General features: G+C 68.9%; 20 protein-coding genes. 7 read left to right on the top strand and 13 right to left on the bottom strand.

What is annotated here, in order from left to right; genetic code table 11:
• Positions 1–76: 76 nt before the first annotated feature.
• Positions 77–289, bottom strand: a complete 213-nt coding sequence (locus tag W7U_RS12505; protein ID WP_232536743.1) for a helix-turn-helix domain-containing protein — start codon at positions 287–289, stop codon at positions 77–79.
• Positions 290–453: 164 nt separating this feature from the next.
• Positions 454–1,629: a site-specific integrase gene (locus tag W7U_RS12500; protein WP_036429045.1), complete on the bottom strand. Its 1,176-nt coding sequence runs from the start codon at positions 1,627–1,629 to the stop codon at positions 454–456.
• 392 nt (positions 1,630–2,021) lie between these two features.
• Here W7U_RS12500 and W7U_RS12495 point away from each other — a divergent pair, with 392 nt between their 5' ends.
• Together W7U_RS12495 and W7U_RS12485 are read left to right on the top strand one after the other, a co-directional pair.
• Positions 2,022–2,468: a hypothetical protein gene (locus tag W7U_RS12495; protein ID WP_008258408.1), complete on the top strand. Its 447-nt coding sequence runs from the start codon at positions 2,022–2,024 to the stop codon at positions 2,466–2,468.
• 498 nt (positions 2,469–2,966) lie between these two features.
• Positions 2,967–3,797: an enoyl-CoA hydratase/isomerase family protein gene (locus W7U_RS12485; protein WP_008258406.1), complete on the top strand. Its 831-nt coding sequence runs from the start codon at positions 2,967–2,969 to the stop codon at positions 3,795–3,797.
• On the opposite strand, the gene W7U_RS12480 is transcribed toward W7U_RS12485, so the two are convergent.
• The 3 genes from W7U_RS12480 to W7U_RS12470 form a co-directional block, all read right to left on the bottom strand.
• Positions 3,792–4,577, bottom strand: coding sequence for an MBL fold metallo-hydrolase (locus W7U_RS12480; RefSeq protein WP_008258404.1), 786 nt, complete (start codon positions 4,575–4,577; stop codon positions 3,792–3,794). The two genes, W7U_RS12485 and W7U_RS12480, sit on opposite strands and share 6 nt — an antisense overlap.
• Before the next feature lie 8 nt (positions 4,578–4,585).
• Positions 4,586–6,133 (bottom strand): AMP-binding protein, encoded by a 1,548-nt coding sequence (locus W7U_RS12475; RefSeq protein ID WP_008258402.1) that lies wholly within the window; start codon positions 6,131–6,133, stop codon positions 4,586–4,588.
• Positions 6,134–6,203: 70 nt separating this feature from the next.
• On the bottom strand, positions 6,204–6,782 hold the full coding sequence (locus W7U_RS12470) for a hypothetical protein (protein WP_008258400.1): 579 nt from the start codon (positions 6,780–6,782) through the stop codon (positions 6,204–6,206).
• A gap of 196 nt (positions 6,783–6,978) precedes the next feature.
• Between W7U_RS12470 and W7U_RS12465 the strand changes: the two genes are divergently transcribed.
• The 3 genes from W7U_RS12465 to W7U_RS12455 are packed head-to-tail and all read left to right on the top strand — an operon-like array spanning position 6,979 to position 9,573.
• Positions 6,979–7,770 carry an SDR family NAD(P)-dependent oxidoreductase gene (locus tag W7U_RS12465; RefSeq protein ID WP_008258398.1) on the top strand — a complete coding sequence of 264 codons (792 nt, stop codon included), beginning with the start codon at positions 6,979–6,981 and terminating at the stop codon, positions 7,768–7,770.
• A gap of 35 nt (positions 7,771–7,805) precedes the next feature.
• Positions 7,806–8,747: a catalase family peroxidase gene (locus tag W7U_RS12460; protein WP_008258396.1), complete on the top strand. Its 942-nt coding sequence runs from the start codon at positions 7,806–7,808 to the stop codon at positions 8,745–8,747.
• Positions 8,748–8,802: 55 nt separating this feature from the next.
• Positions 8,803–9,573 (top strand): sulfite exporter TauE/SafE family protein, encoded by a 771-nt coding sequence (locus tag W7U_RS12455; protein WP_036429043.1) that lies wholly within the window; start codon positions 8,803–8,805, stop codon positions 9,571–9,573.
• A 26-nt stretch (positions 9,574–9,599) separates the two neighbouring features.
• Here W7U_RS12455 and W7U_RS12450 read toward each other — a convergent pair whose 3' ends face one another.
• The gene (locus tag W7U_RS12450; protein ID WP_008258387.1) at positions 9,600–10,685 is read right to left on the bottom strand and encodes a glutamate--cysteine ligase; all 1,086 of its coding nucleotides are present in this window, start codon (positions 10,683–10,685) and stop codon (positions 9,600–9,602) included.
• A gap of 32 nt (positions 10,686–10,717) precedes the next feature.
• Positions 10,718–11,155, bottom strand: coding sequence for an anti-sigma factor antagonist (locus W7U_RS12445; protein ID WP_009952641.1), 438 nt, complete (start codon positions 11,153–11,155; stop codon positions 10,718–10,720).
• A gap of 153 nt (positions 11,156–11,308) precedes the next feature.
• Here W7U_RS12445 and W7U_RS12440 point away from each other — a divergent pair, with 153 nt between their 5' ends.
• Positions 11,309–11,926, top strand: coding sequence for a TetR/AcrR family transcriptional regulator (locus W7U_RS12440; RefSeq protein ID WP_008258383.1), 618 nt, complete (start codon positions 11,309–11,311; stop codon positions 11,924–11,926).
• Here the strand turns inward: W7U_RS12440 and W7U_RS12435 are convergent, their stop codons facing one another.
• Positions 11,927–12,598: a DedA family protein gene (locus tag W7U_RS12435; RefSeq protein WP_008258381.1), complete on the bottom strand. Its 672-nt coding sequence runs from the start codon at positions 12,596–12,598 to the stop codon at positions 11,927–11,929.
• A gap of 125 nt (positions 12,599–12,723) precedes the next feature.
• Here W7U_RS12435 and W7U_RS12430 point away from each other — a divergent pair, with 125 nt between their 5' ends.
• Positions 12,724–13,539 (top strand): IclR family transcriptional regulator, encoded by an 816-nt coding sequence (locus tag W7U_RS12430; RefSeq protein ID WP_008258378.1) that lies wholly within the window; start codon positions 12,724–12,726, stop codon positions 13,537–13,539.
• On the opposite strand, the gene W7U_RS12425 is transcribed toward W7U_RS12430, so the two are convergent.
• The 5 genes from W7U_RS12425 to W7U_RS12405 are packed head-to-tail and all read right to left on the bottom strand — an operon-like array spanning position 13,540 to position 17,197.
• A complete protein-coding gene (locus tag W7U_RS12425; protein WP_008258376.1) occupies positions 13,540–14,283 on the bottom strand; it encodes a class II aldolase/adducin family protein in 744 nt (247 codons plus the stop codon). It abuts the gene before it with no gap.
• Positions 14,280–15,098, bottom strand: coding sequence for a 3-(cis-5,6-dihydroxycyclohexa-1,3-dien-1-yl)propanoate dehydrogenase (gene hcaB, locus W7U_RS12420; protein ID WP_008258374.1), 819 nt, complete (start codon positions 15,096–15,098; stop codon positions 14,280–14,282). Before hcaB ends, W7U_RS12425 begins: the two co-directional genes overlap by 4 nt.
• Positions 15,082–15,327: a hypothetical protein gene (locus tag W7U_RS12415; RefSeq protein WP_008258372.1), complete on the bottom strand. Its 246-nt coding sequence runs from the start codon at positions 15,325–15,327 to the stop codon at positions 15,082–15,084. Before W7U_RS12415 ends, hcaB begins: the two co-directional genes overlap by 17 nt.
• Positions 15,324–15,854: a 3-phenylpropionate/cinnamic acid dioxygenase subunit beta gene (locus W7U_RS12410; protein WP_008258369.1), complete on the bottom strand. Its 531-nt coding sequence runs from the start codon at positions 15,852–15,854 to the stop codon at positions 15,324–15,326. The genes W7U_RS12415 and W7U_RS12410 overlap by 4 nt, the downstream gene beginning before the upstream one ends.
• Positions 15,851–17,197, bottom strand: coding sequence for an aromatic-ring-hydroxylating dioxygenase subunit alpha (locus W7U_RS12405; RefSeq protein WP_008258368.1), 1,347 nt, complete (start codon positions 17,195–17,197; stop codon positions 15,851–15,853). Before W7U_RS12405 ends, W7U_RS12410 begins: the two co-directional genes overlap by 4 nt.
• Positions 17,198–17,451: the final 254 nt, after the last annotated feature.

The following is a 17,451-nucleotide window of genomic DNA, read 5'->3' as shown; positions in this document are numbered from 1 at the left end:
TCCTCGTCATCGATGAATAGCGGGCGCACGGCGAGCCACTGCGCGTCGGTCAGGATGTACTCGTCGTCTGGGTGGGTCACAGCACGCCCCCAATCGGGCGCTGGACCGCAAGCAAGCTGTCCCGGTCAATTCGTATGGCGCGCTTGCCGAGCCGGTATCCGCTGATCCGCCCCTCGGCGAGCCATCGGCGTATAGTCTTGTGCGACAGGCCGAAAACGGCTGCCGCCTGTGCGATACTGATGCGGACGGGAAGTGACTCCAGGTCCGTCATCGTGCCTGATGTGGTCATAGAGCAACTATTGCATCCCCATCCTGCGATCCCCGCGGTTCTAGCGGGACGAATTCCGTTGCGGGACGTAGGCATTGACACATACACCACGCGCTGACCAGCGGATAGGCGGCGGTCTAGTGACGCAAAACACGGTGTGCAGAGGTTGGGCAGCACCGCCGTAATTAGGTCGCGGATGTAGCTCTCGATGTTGAACTAGCTAGCGCCGACAACGCCTCGGCGATCTCGCCATCGCGGCCATCCACGGCGCCCTGATAGATCAAACTCGCCTTCGCCGTCGAGTGCCCGAGCCGGGCCATCGTCTCCGGGAGGTTCGCCACACGCGCGGTTTGGTGTCCGGCGAAGTGCCGTAGGTCGTGGATTGCCGGCCGCGGCTTCTTCTTGCCGTCGCGGCCGATCGCCGTGAGCGCGGTCCTGAAGTAGCGGCGGAAGGTTTTGTCGGACAGGTGGCAGCTGCGGTCAGGCGGAAAGACAAGGGCGTCAGGCCCTTTAGCGGCATACGCGGCCAGATGATGCTTGAGGGCGGCGCGAATGTGTGGGGGAGCGACGACCTTGCGGCCTTTCTTCGTCTTCGGGGTGTCGACAAAGCACTTCCCGTCACGGTGGACAACGCCACGCTCGACCGTGAGCAGCGCGCAGTCGGTGCTGAAGTCTTTGCGCCGTAGTTCGGTGACTTCACCCCACCGCAGGCCGCACCACGCGCTAATCAGCACCAGGGCTTTGAACCGCTCATCGATGGCGTCGGCCAACTGGCCGACCTCGGCTACGTCGAGTATCACGGCCCGTTTCTTGCTCGCGGTCCCGCCGGCCCCGGTGATCTGTGCCGGGTTGGCTAGGAGGTAGCCGTCAGTGACGGCGGTCGCCAGCACCGCGTGCAGCAGCCCATACGCATGGGCGCGATATGTGGGCTTGTCGATCAGCGTTGTCGCGTGCCACTGGCGCACCGCTTGCACGGTGATGTTCCCCAGGGGGAGCTTGCCGAGCGCTGTCGGCTTGATGTGTTCCTCGAACAACCGGGTGTAGTGGCTCTGGGTGCGTGGCTTGAGGGGTTGGCCGCCCACGGTGCGCTGCTCGATCCACGTGGGCGCGTAGTCCGCCAGGGTCAGGCCGTGAGCCTGTTTCTCCGCTTCCCGCTGCGCGGGCGGGGTCCAGACGTTGAGGTCGATCAGCCGCCGTTCCGCTGCCAGCCACGCCTCGCCGTCCATCTTCGCGCCGAAGGTGCCAGGCGCTTTGTGACGCGCCCCGTCAGGGCCAATATAAGAAGCGTGCCAGCGCTTGGGCGGGCGTCGGCCGCTCTGGCGTAGCCAGCCCCACCCCCGGTGCCCCTTCTTCCCGGCCACTAGATATGCCTTTCGTGGTGTTATCCGTGTGTTATGCAAAGGTCCGCTTCGGGGCTCTTGCGTCCACTACGGTCCTAGGCGTACGCTCAGTATAACAGCAGGTAGCGGACATATTATGACTGGTACAGGCTGTGCGGAGCAACTGCAGAAGCGGCTAATTCGATCCCAGCCGGGACCACACATCGACCCAGGTCACTGAGCAGTTCCCCCCTGATCCACCTCTGCTCCCTCGCCTTCTCGCGCGATAGCGTCCTGACCCCAACCGATGTTTCCTGGTCCTGATAGCGGCCCGCTTGGTGCGCCGTGTCGGGTTAACCGCTCGGCGAGACGAAGTCGCGGCCACAAGCCCCGAGGCCACGCTGCCCTTGCCGGAACGCGCCCGCTGGGCCACCATGAACCGCGTGAGTAAGGTAACCCTAACTACCGAGCTGCCGATCCCCGCCGAGACCGCCGCCGCCCTGGCGCGCAAGCCCGAGCTGATGCGCCATGTGTTGAGCCCCGTGCTGCGGACCTATCGCCTCGACGTCCCCGAGCGCATCGAGGTCGGCACCCAGGGATCGGCGCGGTTCTGGTGGTTCGGCGTGATCCCCGCCTGGACCCACCACCTCACCATCAAGCGCCTCGAACCGACCGAGATCTACACCAACGAGCACGGGGGACCGGTCCGCACGTGGAACCACCGCCTGACGTTTGAACCCATCGACGAGCGCAGCTGCCGCTACACCGACGAGATCGAAACCGACGACGGCCTGCATGGCCTACTGACCCGCGCCTTCGTCCGGCTCATGTTTCGCCACCGGCATCGGCGATGGCGAAAGCTCGCGCAGATCCTGCGATAACGCGAGCGGCTTCGCGAAAAGCCCGCATCCATCAACGAATAGCGCTTCCGATCCGAACGACTATTACCCGCCCGCGCGACGGGTACAGCTGTAGAGGACGACTCACAGCAACAGAGGAAGGGATCATGGGAGACACGGCTCGAGATCCGCTCGACCATCAACGGTCCAGCCGCCCGCGGGTTGGCCAAGCCCTGAAAAATCCCGCCAAAGCCCCGGGTGTGCTTCTGGGGGGGCCGGAGTCGTGGCGTTGGCAATCTGTCTCGCGTGCTTCGCTGACGGCCGGGTTGGCGCCGGAGTCGCCGCCGCGGCGGTGTCGTTGCTGACGGCCGCGGCGGGGCTGGCGTGGCTGACGAGGGAAGCGCGCCGCCTGCGCGAGCTCGAACGCCAGCACACGAGCACCGGGAGCCGCGGCCGGCCCTGAACCCGCAATCGGGGTGGCGCCCGGCCCCGCGGATACTGTAAGAGCTACAGTAGCGGCGCCGACCCGAGAGGAGCCCCGTGCCTCAGAATCCCCCGACAGCGCCCCGCCCTCCCGAGGGAGACTGGCTGGGCACGCCCTATCTGCGCTTCGAGCGCCAGGGACCGATCGCGGTGTGCACCATCGACCGCCCCGACGCGCGCAACGCCCTGAGCCCGGCGATGTACTTCGGAATCCGTTATGCCGTAGGACGTCTCAACGAGGACCCGGATCTGGCCGGGCTGGTGCTCACCGGAACCGGCGATGTCTTCGCGCCCGGCGGCGACATGGGCGGCGGGGGAGGCGAGGACAACTGGATCACCTTCGGTTCCGCGCTGGGCATGGACGTGACGCCGTTCGACGCGGTGCGCACTTCGGCCAAGCCCATCGTCTCCGCGGTCAACGGACTCTGCCAGGGCGGCGGATTCCAGATCGCGCTGTGCAGCGACCTGTCGGTGGTGAGCGATCGGGCGACCTTCCGGGTGCCCGAGTTGTTCCGCGGCTACGCCGACACCTACTACAGCCAGATGCTCACCCGCGTCATCGGGCCGGTGCGCACCCGCGACCTCATGTTCACCGGACGGGTGCTGACCGCGGTCGAAGCCCTCGACTGGGGCCTGGTCACCCGGGTGGTGCCGCACGAGGGCCTGCTGGACGCGGCGAAAGACCTACTCGCGCAATGCTGTCGGACCGCGCCGCGCGCCCGCGGCGTCATCAAGTCCAGCATCGACAGTTACCTCGGCCTGTATGACCGCATCGGCATGACCTCCAGCCTGTCCGACGCCGAGGCCATCGAGGGCTTCCGCTCGTTCAAGGAACGCCGCTCGCCCGACTGGGTGCATCCGGAACTGCGCGTCGAGGGACGCCTATAACTCGATCCATTCCCCGTGGGGCGCAACCTTCAGCAGGCTGCTGATGCCGGCCTGATCGAACGCGGCGACGAATTCGTCGAGGCCCTCGCTGAAGTGGGCCCAGCCGTCGACGTGAGCCGGGATCACCGCCTTGGCGCCGAGCACCTCGGCGGCGGCGGCCGCGCGCGCCGCGGTCAGCGTCAACGGCCGCCCGCGCTCCTTGGTGGGCACGCTCGCCGCCCCGGCGAACAGCACCGCGATGTCGACCTGCCCGACCCGATCGGCGACGTCCTTGACCGCGCTCATCGAGGCGTTGTCGCCGCTGAGGTACACCGTCGGCAGCCCGGGCCCCGATAGCACAAAGCCGGTCACCTCGCAGTTGACGTGGCCGCCGTCGTCCCGTTGCCCGTCGGCGGGGCCGTGCACGGCGGGAACCGCTTGCGCGGTAAGCGATCCGGTCCCGCCGCCAAGCTCGTGGGAGTCCCAGGGCGCCAACCCGACCGCGGGCGGGCCCAGCCGGGCGGCCGCCCCGGGATGGGTGAGCAGCAGCGGCGCGGCCAGCGCCATGCGTCGGCCATCGTCGTCGAAGTTGTCGGGATGCTGGTCGTGGCTGACCAACACCGCATCCACCGCGCCCAGGGCGTCGGCGTTCACCGCGGGACCGGTCAGCTTGGTCAGGTAGGCGTGCACCCCGGGCGGGTCGAAGGTCGGGTCCATCACGATCCTGCGGCCCGCGATGTCGATCACCGTCGTCGGACCGCCCAGCACACTGATCGCGCAGTCACGCCGCTGCGCGTCCACACGGCCGCTCATATTCCGCGGGACCGGTCTCGCCAAAACGGTTCCCGCAGCTGCGTTTTGAGGATCTTTCCGCTCGCATTGCGGGGGAGCTCCGACACGAAATCCACGGTGCGTGGGCATTTGAAGCCCGCCAGATGCTGGCGGCAGAATTCGATGATGCCGGCGGGTTCGGCCTCGCCGTCGGCCACCACGATCGCCTTGACCGATTCTCCCCAGAAGTCGTCGGGCACCCCGATCACCGCGGCATCGGCCACGGCGGGATGCTCGATGAGCACGCTTTCCACCTCGGGGCCGTACACGTTCTCACCGCCGGTGATGATCATGTCCTTCAGCCGGTCCTCGATGTAGACGTAGTCGTCGGCGTCGAGGCGCCCGACGTCGCCGGTGCGCACCCAGTCGTCGGCGGTGATCGTCTCGGCGGTCGCCTCCGGGCGGTTGAGGTACCCGGTCATGTTCTGGTTGCTGCGCACCCACACCTCACCGGACTCCCCGGGCGGCAACGAGGCGCCCGTCTCGGGGTCGACGATGCGAATCTCGCAGCCCAGCACCGCCTTTCCGGCCGAGAGCTGCAATTCGGGGCGCGCCGAATCACGGTGGTCGGCGTCGGACAGGGCCGTGACCGCGCCGCACAGCTCGGTCTGTCCGTACACCTGCACGAATTTCGTGTCCGGCCATGTCGACAGCGCCCGATGCAGCAACGGCAGCGGCATCGGCGCCGCCCCGTAGACGATGTAGCGCAGGCCGGCGATGGCGGCGGTCGCCGCCTCACCCGCCTGCAGGAACCGGGCGATCACCGGCGGCACGAAGAACGCGTGGGTGGCGCCGGCGCGCACCGCGCCGATCAGCGTCGCGGCGTCGGGTTCGCGGGTCAGGAAAGTCGGTGCGCCCGAACGGATCCCGAACAGCGCGTAGCCTATCCCGCCCACATGGAACAACGGCATGGCGACCAGGTTCGCGTCCCCGTCGGCGAACGGGAACGCCGGCGCGAGGTTCGCCGCGTGGTTGACCAGCGCGCGCTGGCTGAGCAGCACGCCCTTGGGCCGTCCGGTGGTGCCCGAGCTGTAGATCACCAACGCGGTCTCGTTCGGGTCGAGCCCCGCGTCGGCCTCGGCCGGTGACGCCGCGGCGAGCAACGATTCGTACTCCTCGCCGACCTCGATGATGCGTTCCAGGCCGGGTACCCGCTCGGCGGCCGCCTCGGCGGCGGTGCGCAGCTCGGCGCCGACCAGCAGCACGCGGGCCCCGCTGTCGGCGAGCACGTGGACGAGCTCGTCGCCGATCACCCGCCAGTTGACGACGGTGGTGACCACGCCGACGGAGGCCCCGGCGATCAGCACCTCGAGGCAGGCGGGATGGTTCTTGTCCAGGAACGCCACGCACTGGCCCCGCTCTATCCCGGCGTCGCGCAGCGCCCCCGCGGCGCGACGGATCCGCGAGCTCCACTCGGCCCACGACCACTGGCGCTCGCCGTAGCGGATCGCGATCGCCTCGGGCCGCTGTAGGGCGTGTCGTTCGACGATCCCGGCGAGCGTCTCCGCCGTGTCGGTTTGTGGCATGAACCCCTCCGCGTTCGATGTGTTCCACTCGGTAATACGGGATCGCTGCGCCGTGCCCGACGGCGGGGCGTCATTCCATGGAGCCGACCATCATTCCGCCGTCGCCCGCGGCTTGGGTGGTCGCGCTGCCGCCTTGGCGGAAGTCGATGAATGCCGAGCGCCCGTTCGACGTGTTCAGCAGCTCGGTGAACGTGCCGATCACCGGAATCGTGCCCTGCGGGTTCACCACGTTGGCCGTGTAGTTGACCGACGCTTGCTGCTGAAAGTTGGGCCCCTGCAGCGGCGTGACGTCGGGAGCGGTCAATCGGTTCACACCGGCCAAGATGGCCGATGCGCCGCTCACGTACTGGTCGATGTCGGCTTGCAGAACCGCGGCGGCGTCGGTGCCGCCGGCGTGTTTGACGGTGATCCGCATCTGCGCGCTGGTGTCGGCGTTGTTCAGCGCCACCCAGTTGGGGCCGCGGTTTCCCAGTGTCCAGCCGGGTGCGGGGGTGACCGAGACGCCCTGCGCGATGGCGATCGCCTCGTCGGAGGCCAGCGCAATCCCGACGGATGCGTGGGGGCCGGCCAGGACGAACACCGCGGCCACCACCGCGCCAAGCGCCCCGAGGGCGGTGGAAAAGAACGCCTGCGGCTGAGTCGATGACATCGTTGTTCCTCACTCTCTGGGCGGCGCGGATTCGAGCGCGGTCCTATCGTCCTCCGGCGCCAGGGCCGATGTCCAAGATGGGCTCGCTATGAGTCGATCCAGCGCGGCTATCGCAAATCCGGTATCCGCGAACTGATCCCGGGCCGGTGTGTCACCATGACGGGGCCGCCCGACCCGCCCCCGAGGAGGATCCGACATGGTGAACCCCGATCGCGCCCGCTCCCGCACCTTCGTCGTGACCGGCGCCGCCTCCGGAATCGGGCTGGCCACCGCGCGACGGTTGTTGGCCGAGGGCGGCACCGTCGTCGGCGCCGACCTGGCGGCACCGCCGGATGACCTGGGCCCGCGGTTCACGTTCGTGCCCGCCGACGTGACCGACGAGGCCGCGATCTCCGCGGTGCTGGACGCCGTGCCGGGCCGCCTCGACGGCCTCTTCCACGCCGCCGGTGTCGCCGGGGGAGGCCCGGTGCACCTGCTGGAGCGCGCCGAATGGGACCGGGTGATCGGGATCAACCTCACCGGCACCTTCCTGGTCGCCAAGGCGGCCCTGGCCAGGATGATCGACCAACCCCGCGCCGAGGGTGAGCGGGGCTCGATCGTGACCGTCGCCAGCGTCGAGGGCCTGGAGGGCACCGCGGGCGGCAGCTCCTACAACGCGGCCAAGGGCGGCGTCGTGCTGCTCACCAAGAACATCGCCCTCGACTACGGCCCGAGCGGCATCCGGGCGAACGTCATCTGTCCCGGCTTCATCGAAACCCCGATGGCGCACAGCGTGTTCAGCATTCCCGGGATGGAGGGCCCGCTCGCCTCCATCACCAAGGAGCACGCGCTGCAGCGGCTTGGACAGCCCGAGGAGATCGCGGCCATGGCCGCCTTCCTGCTGTCGCCCGACGCCTCCTTCGTCAGCGGTCAGGCCCTCGCCGTCGACGGCGGCTACACCGCCGGTCGCGACCACGGTGTCGTCGAACTCTTCGGCTTTCCCAGCTGATACCACTGCGATTCAAATGCCACTAAGATTCGTCCATGAGCGGTGGATTAACCCCTGACCAAGCGATCGAGGCGATCCGGGGCGCCGGCGGCGCTCAGCCGGGCTGCCGCGCGTTGCATGCGAAGGGCACCCTGTACCGGGGCACGTTCACCGCGGCCCGCGACGCGGTAATGCTCTCGCGCGCAAGCCATCTCGACGGCTCGCCGGTCCCGGCGCTGATCCGGTTCTCCAACGGATCGGGCAACCCCAAGCAGCGCGACGGCCGGCCCGGCGTGCGTGGGATGGCGGTGAAGTTCACCCTGCCCGACGGCTCCACCACCGACGTCTCGACGCAGACCGCCCGGCTCTTCGTCTCCAGCACGCCGGACGGCTTCATCGATCTGCTCAAGGCGATGCGGCCCGGCCTGATGACGCCGCTGCGCATGGGCAAGCACCTGCTCACCCACCCGCGGCTGCTCGGCGCGTTGCCCATCCTGCGGGAGGCCAACCGGATCCCTGCGAGCTATGCCACCACCGAATACCACGGCCTGCACGCGTTCCGCTGGGTCGCCACCGACGGCAGCGCCAGATTCGTTCGCTACCACCTGGTTCCGATCGCTGCCGAGGAGTACCTGTCGGTGTCGGACGCCCACGGCAAGGATCCGGACTTCCTCACCGACGAGCTGGCGACGCGGCTGGACGGTGGACCGGTGCGGTTCGACTTCCGGGTGCAGATCGCCGGGCCCACCGACTCCACGGTGGACCCGTCGTCGGCCTGGCAGAGCACCCAGATCGTCACCGTCGGCTCCCTGCAGATCACCGGTCTGGACACCGAGCGCGAACACGGCGGCGACATCGTGGTGTTCGACCCGATGCGGGTGACCGACGGCATCGAACCCTCCGACGATCCGGTCCTGCATTTCCGGACGCTGGCCTATTCGGCGTCGGTCAAGCTGCGCACCGGGGTCGAGCGCGGCGCCGAAGCCCCGCCCGCCTGAACATGCGACGAAATCGGCGGCAGGCTAAGGTTTTTCTTCGGTGTCGCCATTTCAGATGTTCCTCATATGCCTGGCCGGACTGGCGGCCGGGGCGATCAACGCGCTGGTCGGCTCCGGCACCCTGATCACCTTCCCGACGCTGGTTGCGCTCGGCTTTCCACCCGTGACGGCCACCATGTCGAACGCGACGGGCCTGGTCGCCGGCAGCGTGTCGGCGACCTGGGGCTATCGCGCCGAGTTGCGCGGTCAGTGGGATCGGTTGCGCTGGCAGCTGCCGGCTTCGCTGGCCGGCGCGACGCTGGGCGCCTATCTGCTGTTGCATCTGCCCGAGAAGGTGTTCGCCGAGATCGTGCCCGTGCTGCTGGTGCTGGCGCTGGCGCTGGTGGTGATCGGGCCGCGGATCCAGGCGTGGACCGGCCGGCGCGCCGCGCAGGCGGGCCGCTCACCCGAGCACGTCCCGCCGGGGCGGATGGCGACGCTGGTGCTGGGCACCTTCGCCGTCGGCGTCTACGGCGGCTATTTCACCGCCGCCCAAGGCATTTTGCTGGTCGGGCTGATGGGGGCCTTGCTGCCGGAGTCGGTGCAACGCATGAACGCCGCCAAAAACCTCCTGGCCCTGGTGGTGAATGTGGTTGCCGCCGTTGCCTATACGGCCGCGGCGTTCGACCGGATCAGCTGGCCGGCCGCCGGGCTGATCGCGGCGGGCTCGCTGGTCGGTGGCCTGCTCGGGGCGCGTTACGGACGCCGGCTATCGGGCAACGCGCTGCGCGCCATCATCGTGGTCGTGGGCCTGATCGGGCTGTATCGGCTGCTCGCGGTGGCCTGACGAGAAGTGTTGTGCGGCAACGAGACTCAACTCAGCGTGGCCGCTGCGGCTTCGGCGATGACGTCCGCCACCTCGCCGCGTCGGCGCCACGCCCGCAGCTGCCGCATCGCCCCATTGCCTAGCGTCGCGACGCGGTCGAGTTCATGGACGACGTGCCGGTATTCCCCCAGTGACTTGAGCGCCGGGCGGACCCGTTGCACGAGCGTTCCCAGTTGCTCACGCGCCGGCACCGCCCCGCGGCCGTGGATCAGATCGAGTGTATGCCCGGACAATCCGTCGTGCGCGGCCTTCCAATACGCCGCGCGCAGCGCGCCGGGCGGTAGCCGGCGGGCGTCGTCGGGTGAGTCGAGCGCCGTCATCACGGCGGCCCTGATCAACGTTGCCAGCAGCACGGTCTCGTCGACCGTGGCGGGCACGTCGGCCACGCGCACCTCCACCGTCGGGAACTCCGCCGAAGGGCGCACGTCCCAATAGACCATGTCCTTGTCGAGGATCACCCCGGTGTCGACCAGCATGCGTACCGCTTCGTCGTATTCGCCGGGCGAGGCGAAAAACGGCGGCGCACCCGCGGCCGGCCAGCGCCGCCACAGCACGCTGCGCCAGCTCGCGTAGCCGCTGTCGGCGTTGCGGTACACCCGCGAATTGGCCGACAGCGCAAGCAATGACGGCAGCCACGGCCGCAGCCAGTTGCTGACATGGATGGCCGCGGCACGGTCGGGCACCTGCACATGCACGTGGCATCCGCAGATGCCCTGCTCGTGGGCGATCATCCCGAACTCGTCGCCGATCCGCCGGTAGCGCGGCGTGTCGGTGACCGGGAACGCATGCGGGGTGGCCGGCGGAAGCCCGCAGGCCAGCAGCTGGACGCCGACGGATTGCGCGGCCTGCGCCGCGGCGCGTCGCAGCCGGCGCAGTTCCTCACCGAGCTCGGCGGCGCTCGCCGCCACGTCGGATGTGGTTTCCACCTGGCAGCTGCTCAGTTCCAGCTGCAGCGCGACGCCGTGCCGCTCGGCCTCGGCCGCCACGGCGGCGTTGCGCGGGGACGGCTCACCGGTTCGCGGGTCGACGAGGAGAAACTCTTCCTCCGCGCCGACGGTGGGATGGCCGCTCATTCAGCCGATTACGGCCGAGCAGTGCCGTGTGGTTACCAGCGCGCGGCCGCGGACAACGCGGAGTCGACGGTGGGGTAGATGGGCAGCACGCCGCCGAGCCCGCACGCGTCGATGATGCGGGCGACGATCGGCTCGCAGCTCACCAGCCGCAGATCGATGCCGCGTTTCTGGCAGCGCTTCGCCTCGTCGGCGAGCACCGCGAACGCGCAGCAGCCCATGAACTCGAGCCCGGTGACGTCGACGACGAACGGGCCGGGCGCGGTGACGACGCCGGCCGCCTCGCTGACCAGGTGGCGCCAGGTGTGCTCGTTGCACGCGTCGATCTCGCCCCCCGCGTAGATCAGCACCGCCGGGCCGCAACGATCGGCGGTCGCCCGTAGCGTGCTGTGCGGATCGCCCAGCTCATACACCAGCTTGGTGCTCAGCATGAGGTGAGTGGTGGGCAATTGTTCCGCAATGGCTGAGTTCATGATGGACCCCCTGATCGACCGGCGTCCGAGACGCCGCGAGGATGCCCGTCCTATTGTCTGAAGACAGACTGTTCGCGGATGCGAATCTCATTTGTATAACGAGACAGGGCGGTCTGTCTACGGGTCCGGGGCTAAGAGTACGGTAAGGCCCGTATGACAACCTCCGATGTCGGGACGCCTGCCGCGTCGGCGCGTGAACGCGTGCTGACCGCGGCATATGAGCTGTTCAGCCGCCGCGGCATCCGCGCCGTGGGCACCGACGAGGTGATCGCGCGGGCCGGTGTCGCCAGGGCGACGCTGTACCGCCATTTCGCCACCAAGACCGACCTGGTGCTGGCCGTGCTGCAGCGCCGGGAGGAGCTCTGGACGCACGGTTTGATCGAGGAGCAGTCGCGGCAGCGCGGTACCACCCCCGAGGAACAGTTGCTGGCGATCTTCGACGTCATGCACGACTGGTTCCAGCTCCGTGACGGATACGAAGGCTGCTCGTTCATCAACGTGCTGCTTGAAGTCGGGCCGGACCATCCGGCCGGACGGGCCTGCATCACCCACATCGACCACGTCCGCGACATCGTGCGCAGCCGCGCGATCGCGGCGGGGTTGACCGACATCGAAGACTTCGCCTCGTCGTGGCACATCCTGATGAAGGGCGCCATCATCCTCGCCGCCGTCGGGGACCTCGACGCGGCCAAGCGCGCGCGCCGGATGGCCCGCGCCCTGATCGACGAACACCGGCCGCCGCTGGTGGCCGACACCGGCGAGGCCGTTTAGTCAGACCGTGTCGGCTTGCGTGGCGGCCTCCGCGGTCTTGCGGTGATGCTCGGCCTCCAATTCGGCAATCGCCCGTGATGTGCGCTCGCGCAACAGGATTGCCGCGGTGAGACCGGCCACCACGGCGACCACCAGCCCGATCCAGGAGAACCGCTCCAGCCAGCGTTCGGCCGCGATGCCGGCGAAGTACACCAGCGCGGTCGTGCCGCCCGCCCAGCAGATGGCGCCCGAGACGTTGGCCGCCAGGAACCGCGGATAGTGCATCTTCAACGCACCCGCCAGCGGCCCGGCCAGAATCCGCAACAGCGCGATGAACCGACCCAGGAAGACGGCCCGCGCGCCCCACCGGTTGAACAGCTTCTCGGCGAGCGCGACGTGTCCGGGACCGAAATGCTTGGGGAATCGCCGGCCGAGCCGGTCGAAGAGCGGCATGCCGAAGCGGCGCCCGATCGCGTACCCGATCGAATCTCCGATCACCGCGCCGATCACCGCGGCGGCGCCGACCCCGATCGGATTGACGGCCAGGTCGTGATGCGACGACATCAGGGCCGCGGTCACCAACACGATCTCGCCCGGCAGCGGGATGCCCAGGCTCTCGATCCCGACCACACCGCCGACCACCACGTAGACCGCGAGCGGCGGGATCGAGTGCAGCAAGGGCTCCACATTCATGCGTCAAGGATGCCTGACCGGCCGCCGATCCGCGCCCCAAGGTGCGCGTTTCAATTCGCTTGCGGCGCCCGGGCCCACGGGACGAAACCCTCCTGCGTCCGGCGCCGACTGGTTACCGTTGAGCCATGCCACCCAAGCGCGAGCGCGCCGCACGGGATGTCGCCGCGGCGGCGCCCGCCGATTCGCTTGCGCCGCAGTATCCGATCGAGTCGGTCGACAATGCGCTCAAGCTGTTGTTGCTGCTGGGCGAACAACCCCAGATCCGGTTGAGCGAGGCGACCCGCTATCTGGGTGTGGCGTCGTCGACCGCGCACCGGTTGCTGGCGATGCTGGCCTACCGCGGCTTCGTCCGGCAGGACCCGGTGTCCAAGGCGTACCTGCCCGGCCCGTCATTGACCGGGGTGGCGTTCGCGATCTTCGGCCGCGTCGACATCGCGCGATCCGCCGCGCCCGTCCTGCGCGGCCTCAGCGAACAGCTGCGCGAGACCGTGCACGTCGGAATGCTGGACGGCGCCAGCGTCCGCTTCGTGGCCGCCGTCGAGGGGCCGGCCGCGGTGCGGGTGGCGTCCCGGCTGGGCCGCACGATGCCCGCGCACTGCACCTCGACGGGCAAGGTGATGCTGGCCCAGTTGTCGCCACCGGAATTGCGTGCGCTGCTGCCGCGCGAGCGGCTCGAGCGCATCACCGCGCATTCGATCGCCAGCCGCGTCGAGCTGGAAGCCGAGCTGTCCGGCATCCGCGAACGCGGCTACGCCACCAACCGGGAGGAGAGCGAGGAGGGCGTCGCCTCGGTCGCCGTGCCCATCCCGGCCCGGGCGCCCGGCCTGCGGCTCGCGCTCAACGCCGCCGCGCCGCAACACCGGCTGGACCCCTCCCGGTATCCGGCGGTAGCCGCCGCACTTGTCAACGCCGCCAAGGAGATTGGCGATCTGCTCGGCTAGCTAGGCCGGCGACGATGCGGGCCCCGACGGGAGTCGCGCCACTTCGTGGCGCCAGGCCGCCTCGGCGGTGAGCGCGGGCCCCAGATCCGGCAGGTCCTCCCAGTCCGCGTCGTCGATGTCGCGCGGCGTGCCGCCGGCGGCGCGCACTCGCAACGCCATGCGGGCCAGCGCGTCGAGGCTGATCGCCTGCAGCACCGCCTGCGGCACCGTGGCCGCGGCGCTGGTGATTCCGTGTCCGCGGCAGATCACCACGGGCGCACCGCGCATGGCCGCCACCATCTCCTTGCCCAGCCGCGAATCTCGGATCAGCACGGCGCGTTCGTAGACGGGGACACCGCCGCGCGCCAGCCAGGCGCCGGGAATGTCGTAGGCGCCGTAGATGGGCCGGATCGTGATGCCGGCCAAATCGGCGGCGACCACCGCCGGCGGGTGCAGGTGCGCGACGGCCGTGTGGCGCGGGTCGGCGAGCATGGTCTCGACGTGGATGGGCAGTTCGTTGGGCACCCGGTACCCGTCGAGTTCGCCTGGGGCGCCGGGGCTGCCGTCGAATCGGACCAGCCGGATGTCGCTGGGCCGGGTGAACGCCACCCCGTCGTCGGCGTCGCTGCGGCAGCGCACCAGCAGGCGCTCGTCGTCGACCCGCTGGCTCAGGTGGCCGAGGATGCCGTCGACCAGGCCGCGGGCGGCCGCGACGCGGCACCCCTGCGCGACCAGGGTTCGCTGCCGCTCCAGCCGGTCGGTCATGGTTCGGTCCCTTTCGGGTCGGGTTTCGTTGCGCCGAGGCCGAATCCGCCGTCGGGACGCACGGTTTCGCCGGTGATCCCGCGGGAGCGGTCGGACGCCAGGAACACATAACTGAACGCGTGGTCTTCGCCGGTGAGCGCGACGTGCAGGGGAGTGCGGTCCGCCACCTCGCGGGCCCGGCCGGGTCTGTCGTCCAGCCGGGTGTCGCCCAGCCCCAGGCTGGCGAGGCCGCGCAGATCGGTGTTCAGCGTGCCGCCGGGCGCCACCCCGTTGACCCGGATCCCCGGCGCCAACTCGTGGGCCAGCGCCGAAACCAGGCCGCGCACCGCGAATTTCGAGGAGACGTACAGCGCGCCGCCGCGTCCCGGGTAGAACGACGAGGCGGACTCGGTCAGCACGATCGAGGCCCCTCCCGCGTGCCGAAGCGCGGGGATCGCCGCCTTGACCGACTGCATGTGGCTGAGCACGTTGGTGCGAAACATCTCGTCGAACGCGCCGGGCAGGTCGGGCGGGTCGATGTCGCCGATGCCCCGGTAGAAGTCGAAGATTCCGACACAGTTGACCAGCGTGTCCAGCCCGCCGAAGGCCTCCACCGCGGCGGTGACGGCCCGTTCGTTGGCGTCGTAGGCGGTCGCGTCGCCCTCGGTCACCGGTACGTCGGGCAGCTGCGCGCGCAGCGCGGCGCACTTCTCCGGAACGCGTTCCAGCGCGGCGACTTTCGCGCCCTCGGCGCGAAACGCGTCGAGGACGGCGCGCCCGATTCCCGAACCCGCGCCGACGACCAGCGCGCGCTTGCCCTCAAGCCAGCCCGTCATCGCGCTCCTCGGGATCGTCGGGCAGCAGCGGCGCGTGGGAGTTGCCGACCATGGCAGCTAGAGTACGGGGGTTCTGCCAGGTCAGGGCCTCGACCTCGAGCGCGTCGAGGGTGATCGACTCCCCGGACCTGGGGGCGCTGATCAGCAGGCGTGACCCGTTGCGGGTGTCGATCCGGCGCACCACGACCTCGGTGAATTCGTTGGCGATCGTGATGGGTTCGTCGCTCATAGGAACACCGCCAGGTTCTGCATCCGTAGCACCGACTCGTCGGCGAGGATGGTGCGCCGCGCCAGCTTGAAGCGATCGCCACACCGGCGCAGGAGGTCCTCGCGCCCGCAGGACAGCAGGGCGGCCTCGTTGACGTCGCCGCGGCTGCGGAACAGCAGCTCGGCCGATTCGACGACCACGTCCTCGGAATCGTCGCACTCGAAGGTGCGCACGTTGGTGATGAAGTGCCGCAGCCGCGACGGCGGGTCCTCGGCCCACACGTGCTCGGTGCCCATCCGCGCGACCCGCTGGGTCAGGGAGTACTTGTCCTCATCGAAATGGGCCATGCCGGGCTCGGGAAACCGTGACGCGTCGAATCCGGCGCCGCGCGCGGCGGTGACCCGCACCGGCATGGTGTAGCGGACGTCGTCGGTCAGCGTGTCCAGCCACGCCTCATACCGTTGGGCGTCGAGCAGGTACGCCTCGTCCACCAGGAACTGGTGCGCCTCGAGGTGTCGAGCGTCGCTGAAGGGCAGGGGCTTTCTCATGTGCCGGCCCCCTGGAGGTAGTCGGCCCACATGGTCAAAAGCGCCCGCTGGTTGTGCTCGTTGTAGCCGACCTGCGCGCGTCCGGGTCCGTGAAAAGCGTTGGGCGCCAACGGCTCGACGACTGAGCGGTCGTCGGCGAGCAGGCCCATGCGGCTGTTCAGCAGCAGCCGTCGCGCCATCGAACCGCCCGCGGTGGTGGTCAGCGACACCCAGTTCTCCACGTCGTCCTGTTCGAACATGCCCGTCGACCCGAAGCACATCAGGTACGCCTTGTACGAATCCTGTTTGTACTGCGGGGGAGCGTTGGAGTCCACGGCGAACCACGAACACACCTCGGTCTCGTTCTCGCTGATGGGTTGCCACAACCGGATCGAGATGAACGGCAACACCTCGTCATCGCGATCGCGGACCTTGGGCCAGTTGTGCACGAAACTCAGGTTCGGAAAGCAGGTCGCCGCGGAGATCATGAACCCGTCCTCACCGACGACCCGCTGCTGTTGCGGGGTCCACACGTCCTTGATGCGGCCGATCATCTCGGCGGGGTAGCCGACGTAGCGCATCCGCTCCTCGAAGCTGCCGGGGGGCAGTTTGTAGGTGGTGCCCCCGCCGCGGTGCGCCCAGTAGGTGGCGCCGTCCTTGCGCTTCTGGGCTTTCGGCTCGCGGAACAGGCCGATCTCGACGATCGACGCGTGGGTGTGTGGGGTGTGGTACATGTCGCCGGCGAAGTTTTCCGCGCCGATCTTCCAGTTCGCTTTGATCCGCCAGCGCTGCGGCCCCCGCACCTCGACGCCGCCGGCGCTCTGCTTGGTGTAGTAGTCCAGGTAGAACCTGAAGTCGCCCAGGAAGTCCTCCAGCGGTTCGGCATTCGGATCCAGGCTGATGAACAGCAGGCCGTTGTAGCTCGCGAAATTCGGTGCGGGCAACAGGGTTTGGTCCTTGGCGAACCCCTCGTCGCCGCCGTAGGCCTCCCGGTGGAACGGCAGCCCGGTGAGCCGTCCGTCGTTGCGGTAGGTCCAGCCGTGGTACGGGCAGCGGAAGTTGGAGGCGTTTCCCATCTCCGCGCGACAGACCTGCATCCCGCGATGCAGGCACATATTGAACAGGGCCCGCACCTCGCCGGCGGAATCCCGGGTGATGATGAACGAGTCGTCGAGCACCCGGCGCACCACGTAGTCGCCGTCGTGCGGGATTTCGGACTCGTGCCCCACGAACATCCACGCCCGGCCGAACAGCCGTTCCTTCTCCAGCGCGAACAGTTCGGAGTCGTTGTAGATGTGCGCGGGGATCATCCCGCGGCGCACGTTCTCGAAGACTTCGAGCAATCCGCCGTCCCGGTGCGCCATGGCTCCCTCTGATCTACAGAAATACTCTCCGCTCAGAAGAATCCCGCAGTCTTCGGCGCCGGTCAACCGCCGGGCGCCCGCGTCGCCAGGTTGTCCGCAGAATCCTTGGGGCCGATTCACAGGTGGCACGCAATTACATCCCGGAAACCCCCGGCTACCGTGGGTCACGGCAGCGGTTCGGCGTATGTGAGCGCGGAGTAAACTGCCGGTAATCGTTCGGTTTTGCGGTTATTAACCGCTTATTTCCACTGATT

This window comes from Mycobacterium sp. H4Y, assembly GCF_000364405.1.
Lineage (GTDB): Bacteria > Actinomycetota > Actinomycetes > Mycobacteriales > Mycobacteriaceae > Mycobacterium > Mycobacterium intracellulare.
Note: the sequence above shows the minus strand (reverse complement) of the source record. Positions and strands in the feature narration are given on the sequence as shown.

Excerpts from the sequence above, each read along its gene's own strand:
- W7U_RS12505 (WP_232536743.1), bottom strand. The coding sequence starts at position 289 with ATGACCACATCAGGCACGATGACGGACCTGGAGTCACTTCCCGTCCGC.
- W7U_RS12495 (WP_008258408.1), top strand. The coding sequence starts at position 2,022 with ATGAACCGCGTGAGTAAGGTAACCCTAACTACCGAGCTGCCGATCCCC.
- W7U_RS12475 (WP_008258402.1), bottom strand. The coding sequence starts at position 6,133 with ATGCCACAAACCGACACGGCGGAGACGCTCGCCGGGATCGTCGAACGA.
- W7U_RS12470 (WP_008258400.1), bottom strand. The coding sequence starts at position 6,782 with ATGTCATCGACTCAGCCGCAGGCGTTCTTTTCCACCGCCCTCGGGGCG.
- W7U_RS12465 (WP_008258398.1), top strand. The coding sequence starts at position 6,979 with ATGGTGAACCCCGATCGCGCCCGCTCCCGCACCTTCGTCGTGACCGGC.
- W7U_RS12460 (WP_008258396.1), top strand. The coding sequence starts at position 7,806 with ATGAGCGGTGGATTAACCCCTGACCAAGCGATCGAGGCGATCCGGGGC.
- W7U_RS12455 (WP_036429043.1), top strand. The coding sequence starts at position 8,803 with ATGTTCCTCATATGCCTGGCCGGACTGGCGGCCGGGGCGATCAACGCG.
- W7U_RS12450 (WP_008258387.1), bottom strand. The coding sequence starts at position 10,685 with ATGAGCGGCCATCCCACCGTCGGCGCGGAGGAAGAGTTTCTCCTCGTC.
- W7U_RS12445 (WP_009952641.1), bottom strand. The coding sequence starts at position 11,155 with ATGAACTCAGCCATTGCGGAACAATTGCCCACCACTCACCTCATGCTG.
- W7U_RS12440 (WP_008258383.1), top strand. The coding sequence starts at position 11,309 with ATGACAACCTCCGATGTCGGGACGCCTGCCGCGTCGGCGCGTGAACGC.
- W7U_RS12435 (WP_008258381.1), bottom strand. The coding sequence starts at position 12,598 with ATGAATGTGGAGCCCTTGCTGCACTCGATCCCGCCGCTCGCGGTCTAC.
- W7U_RS12430 (WP_008258378.1), top strand. The coding sequence starts at position 12,724 with ATGCCACCCAAGCGCGAGCGCGCCGCACGGGATGTCGCCGCGGCGGCG.
- W7U_RS12425 (WP_008258376.1), bottom strand. The coding sequence starts at position 14,283 with ATGACCGACCGGCTGGAGCGGCAGCGAACCCTGGTCGCGCAGGGGTGC.
- hcaB (WP_008258374.1), bottom strand. The coding sequence starts at position 15,098 with ATGACGGGCTGGCTTGAGGGCAAGCGCGCGCTGGTCGTCGGCGCGGGT.
- W7U_RS12415 (WP_008258372.1), bottom strand. The coding sequence starts at position 15,327 with ATGAGCGACGAACCCATCACGATCGCCAACGAATTCACCGAGGTCGTG.
- W7U_RS12410 (WP_008258369.1), bottom strand. The coding sequence starts at position 15,854 with ATGAGAAAGCCCCTGCCCTTCAGCGACGCTCGACACCTCGAGGCGCAC.
- W7U_RS12405 (WP_008258368.1), bottom strand. The coding sequence starts at position 17,197 with ATGGCGCACCGGGACGGCGGATTGCTCGAAGTCTTCGAGAACGTGCGC.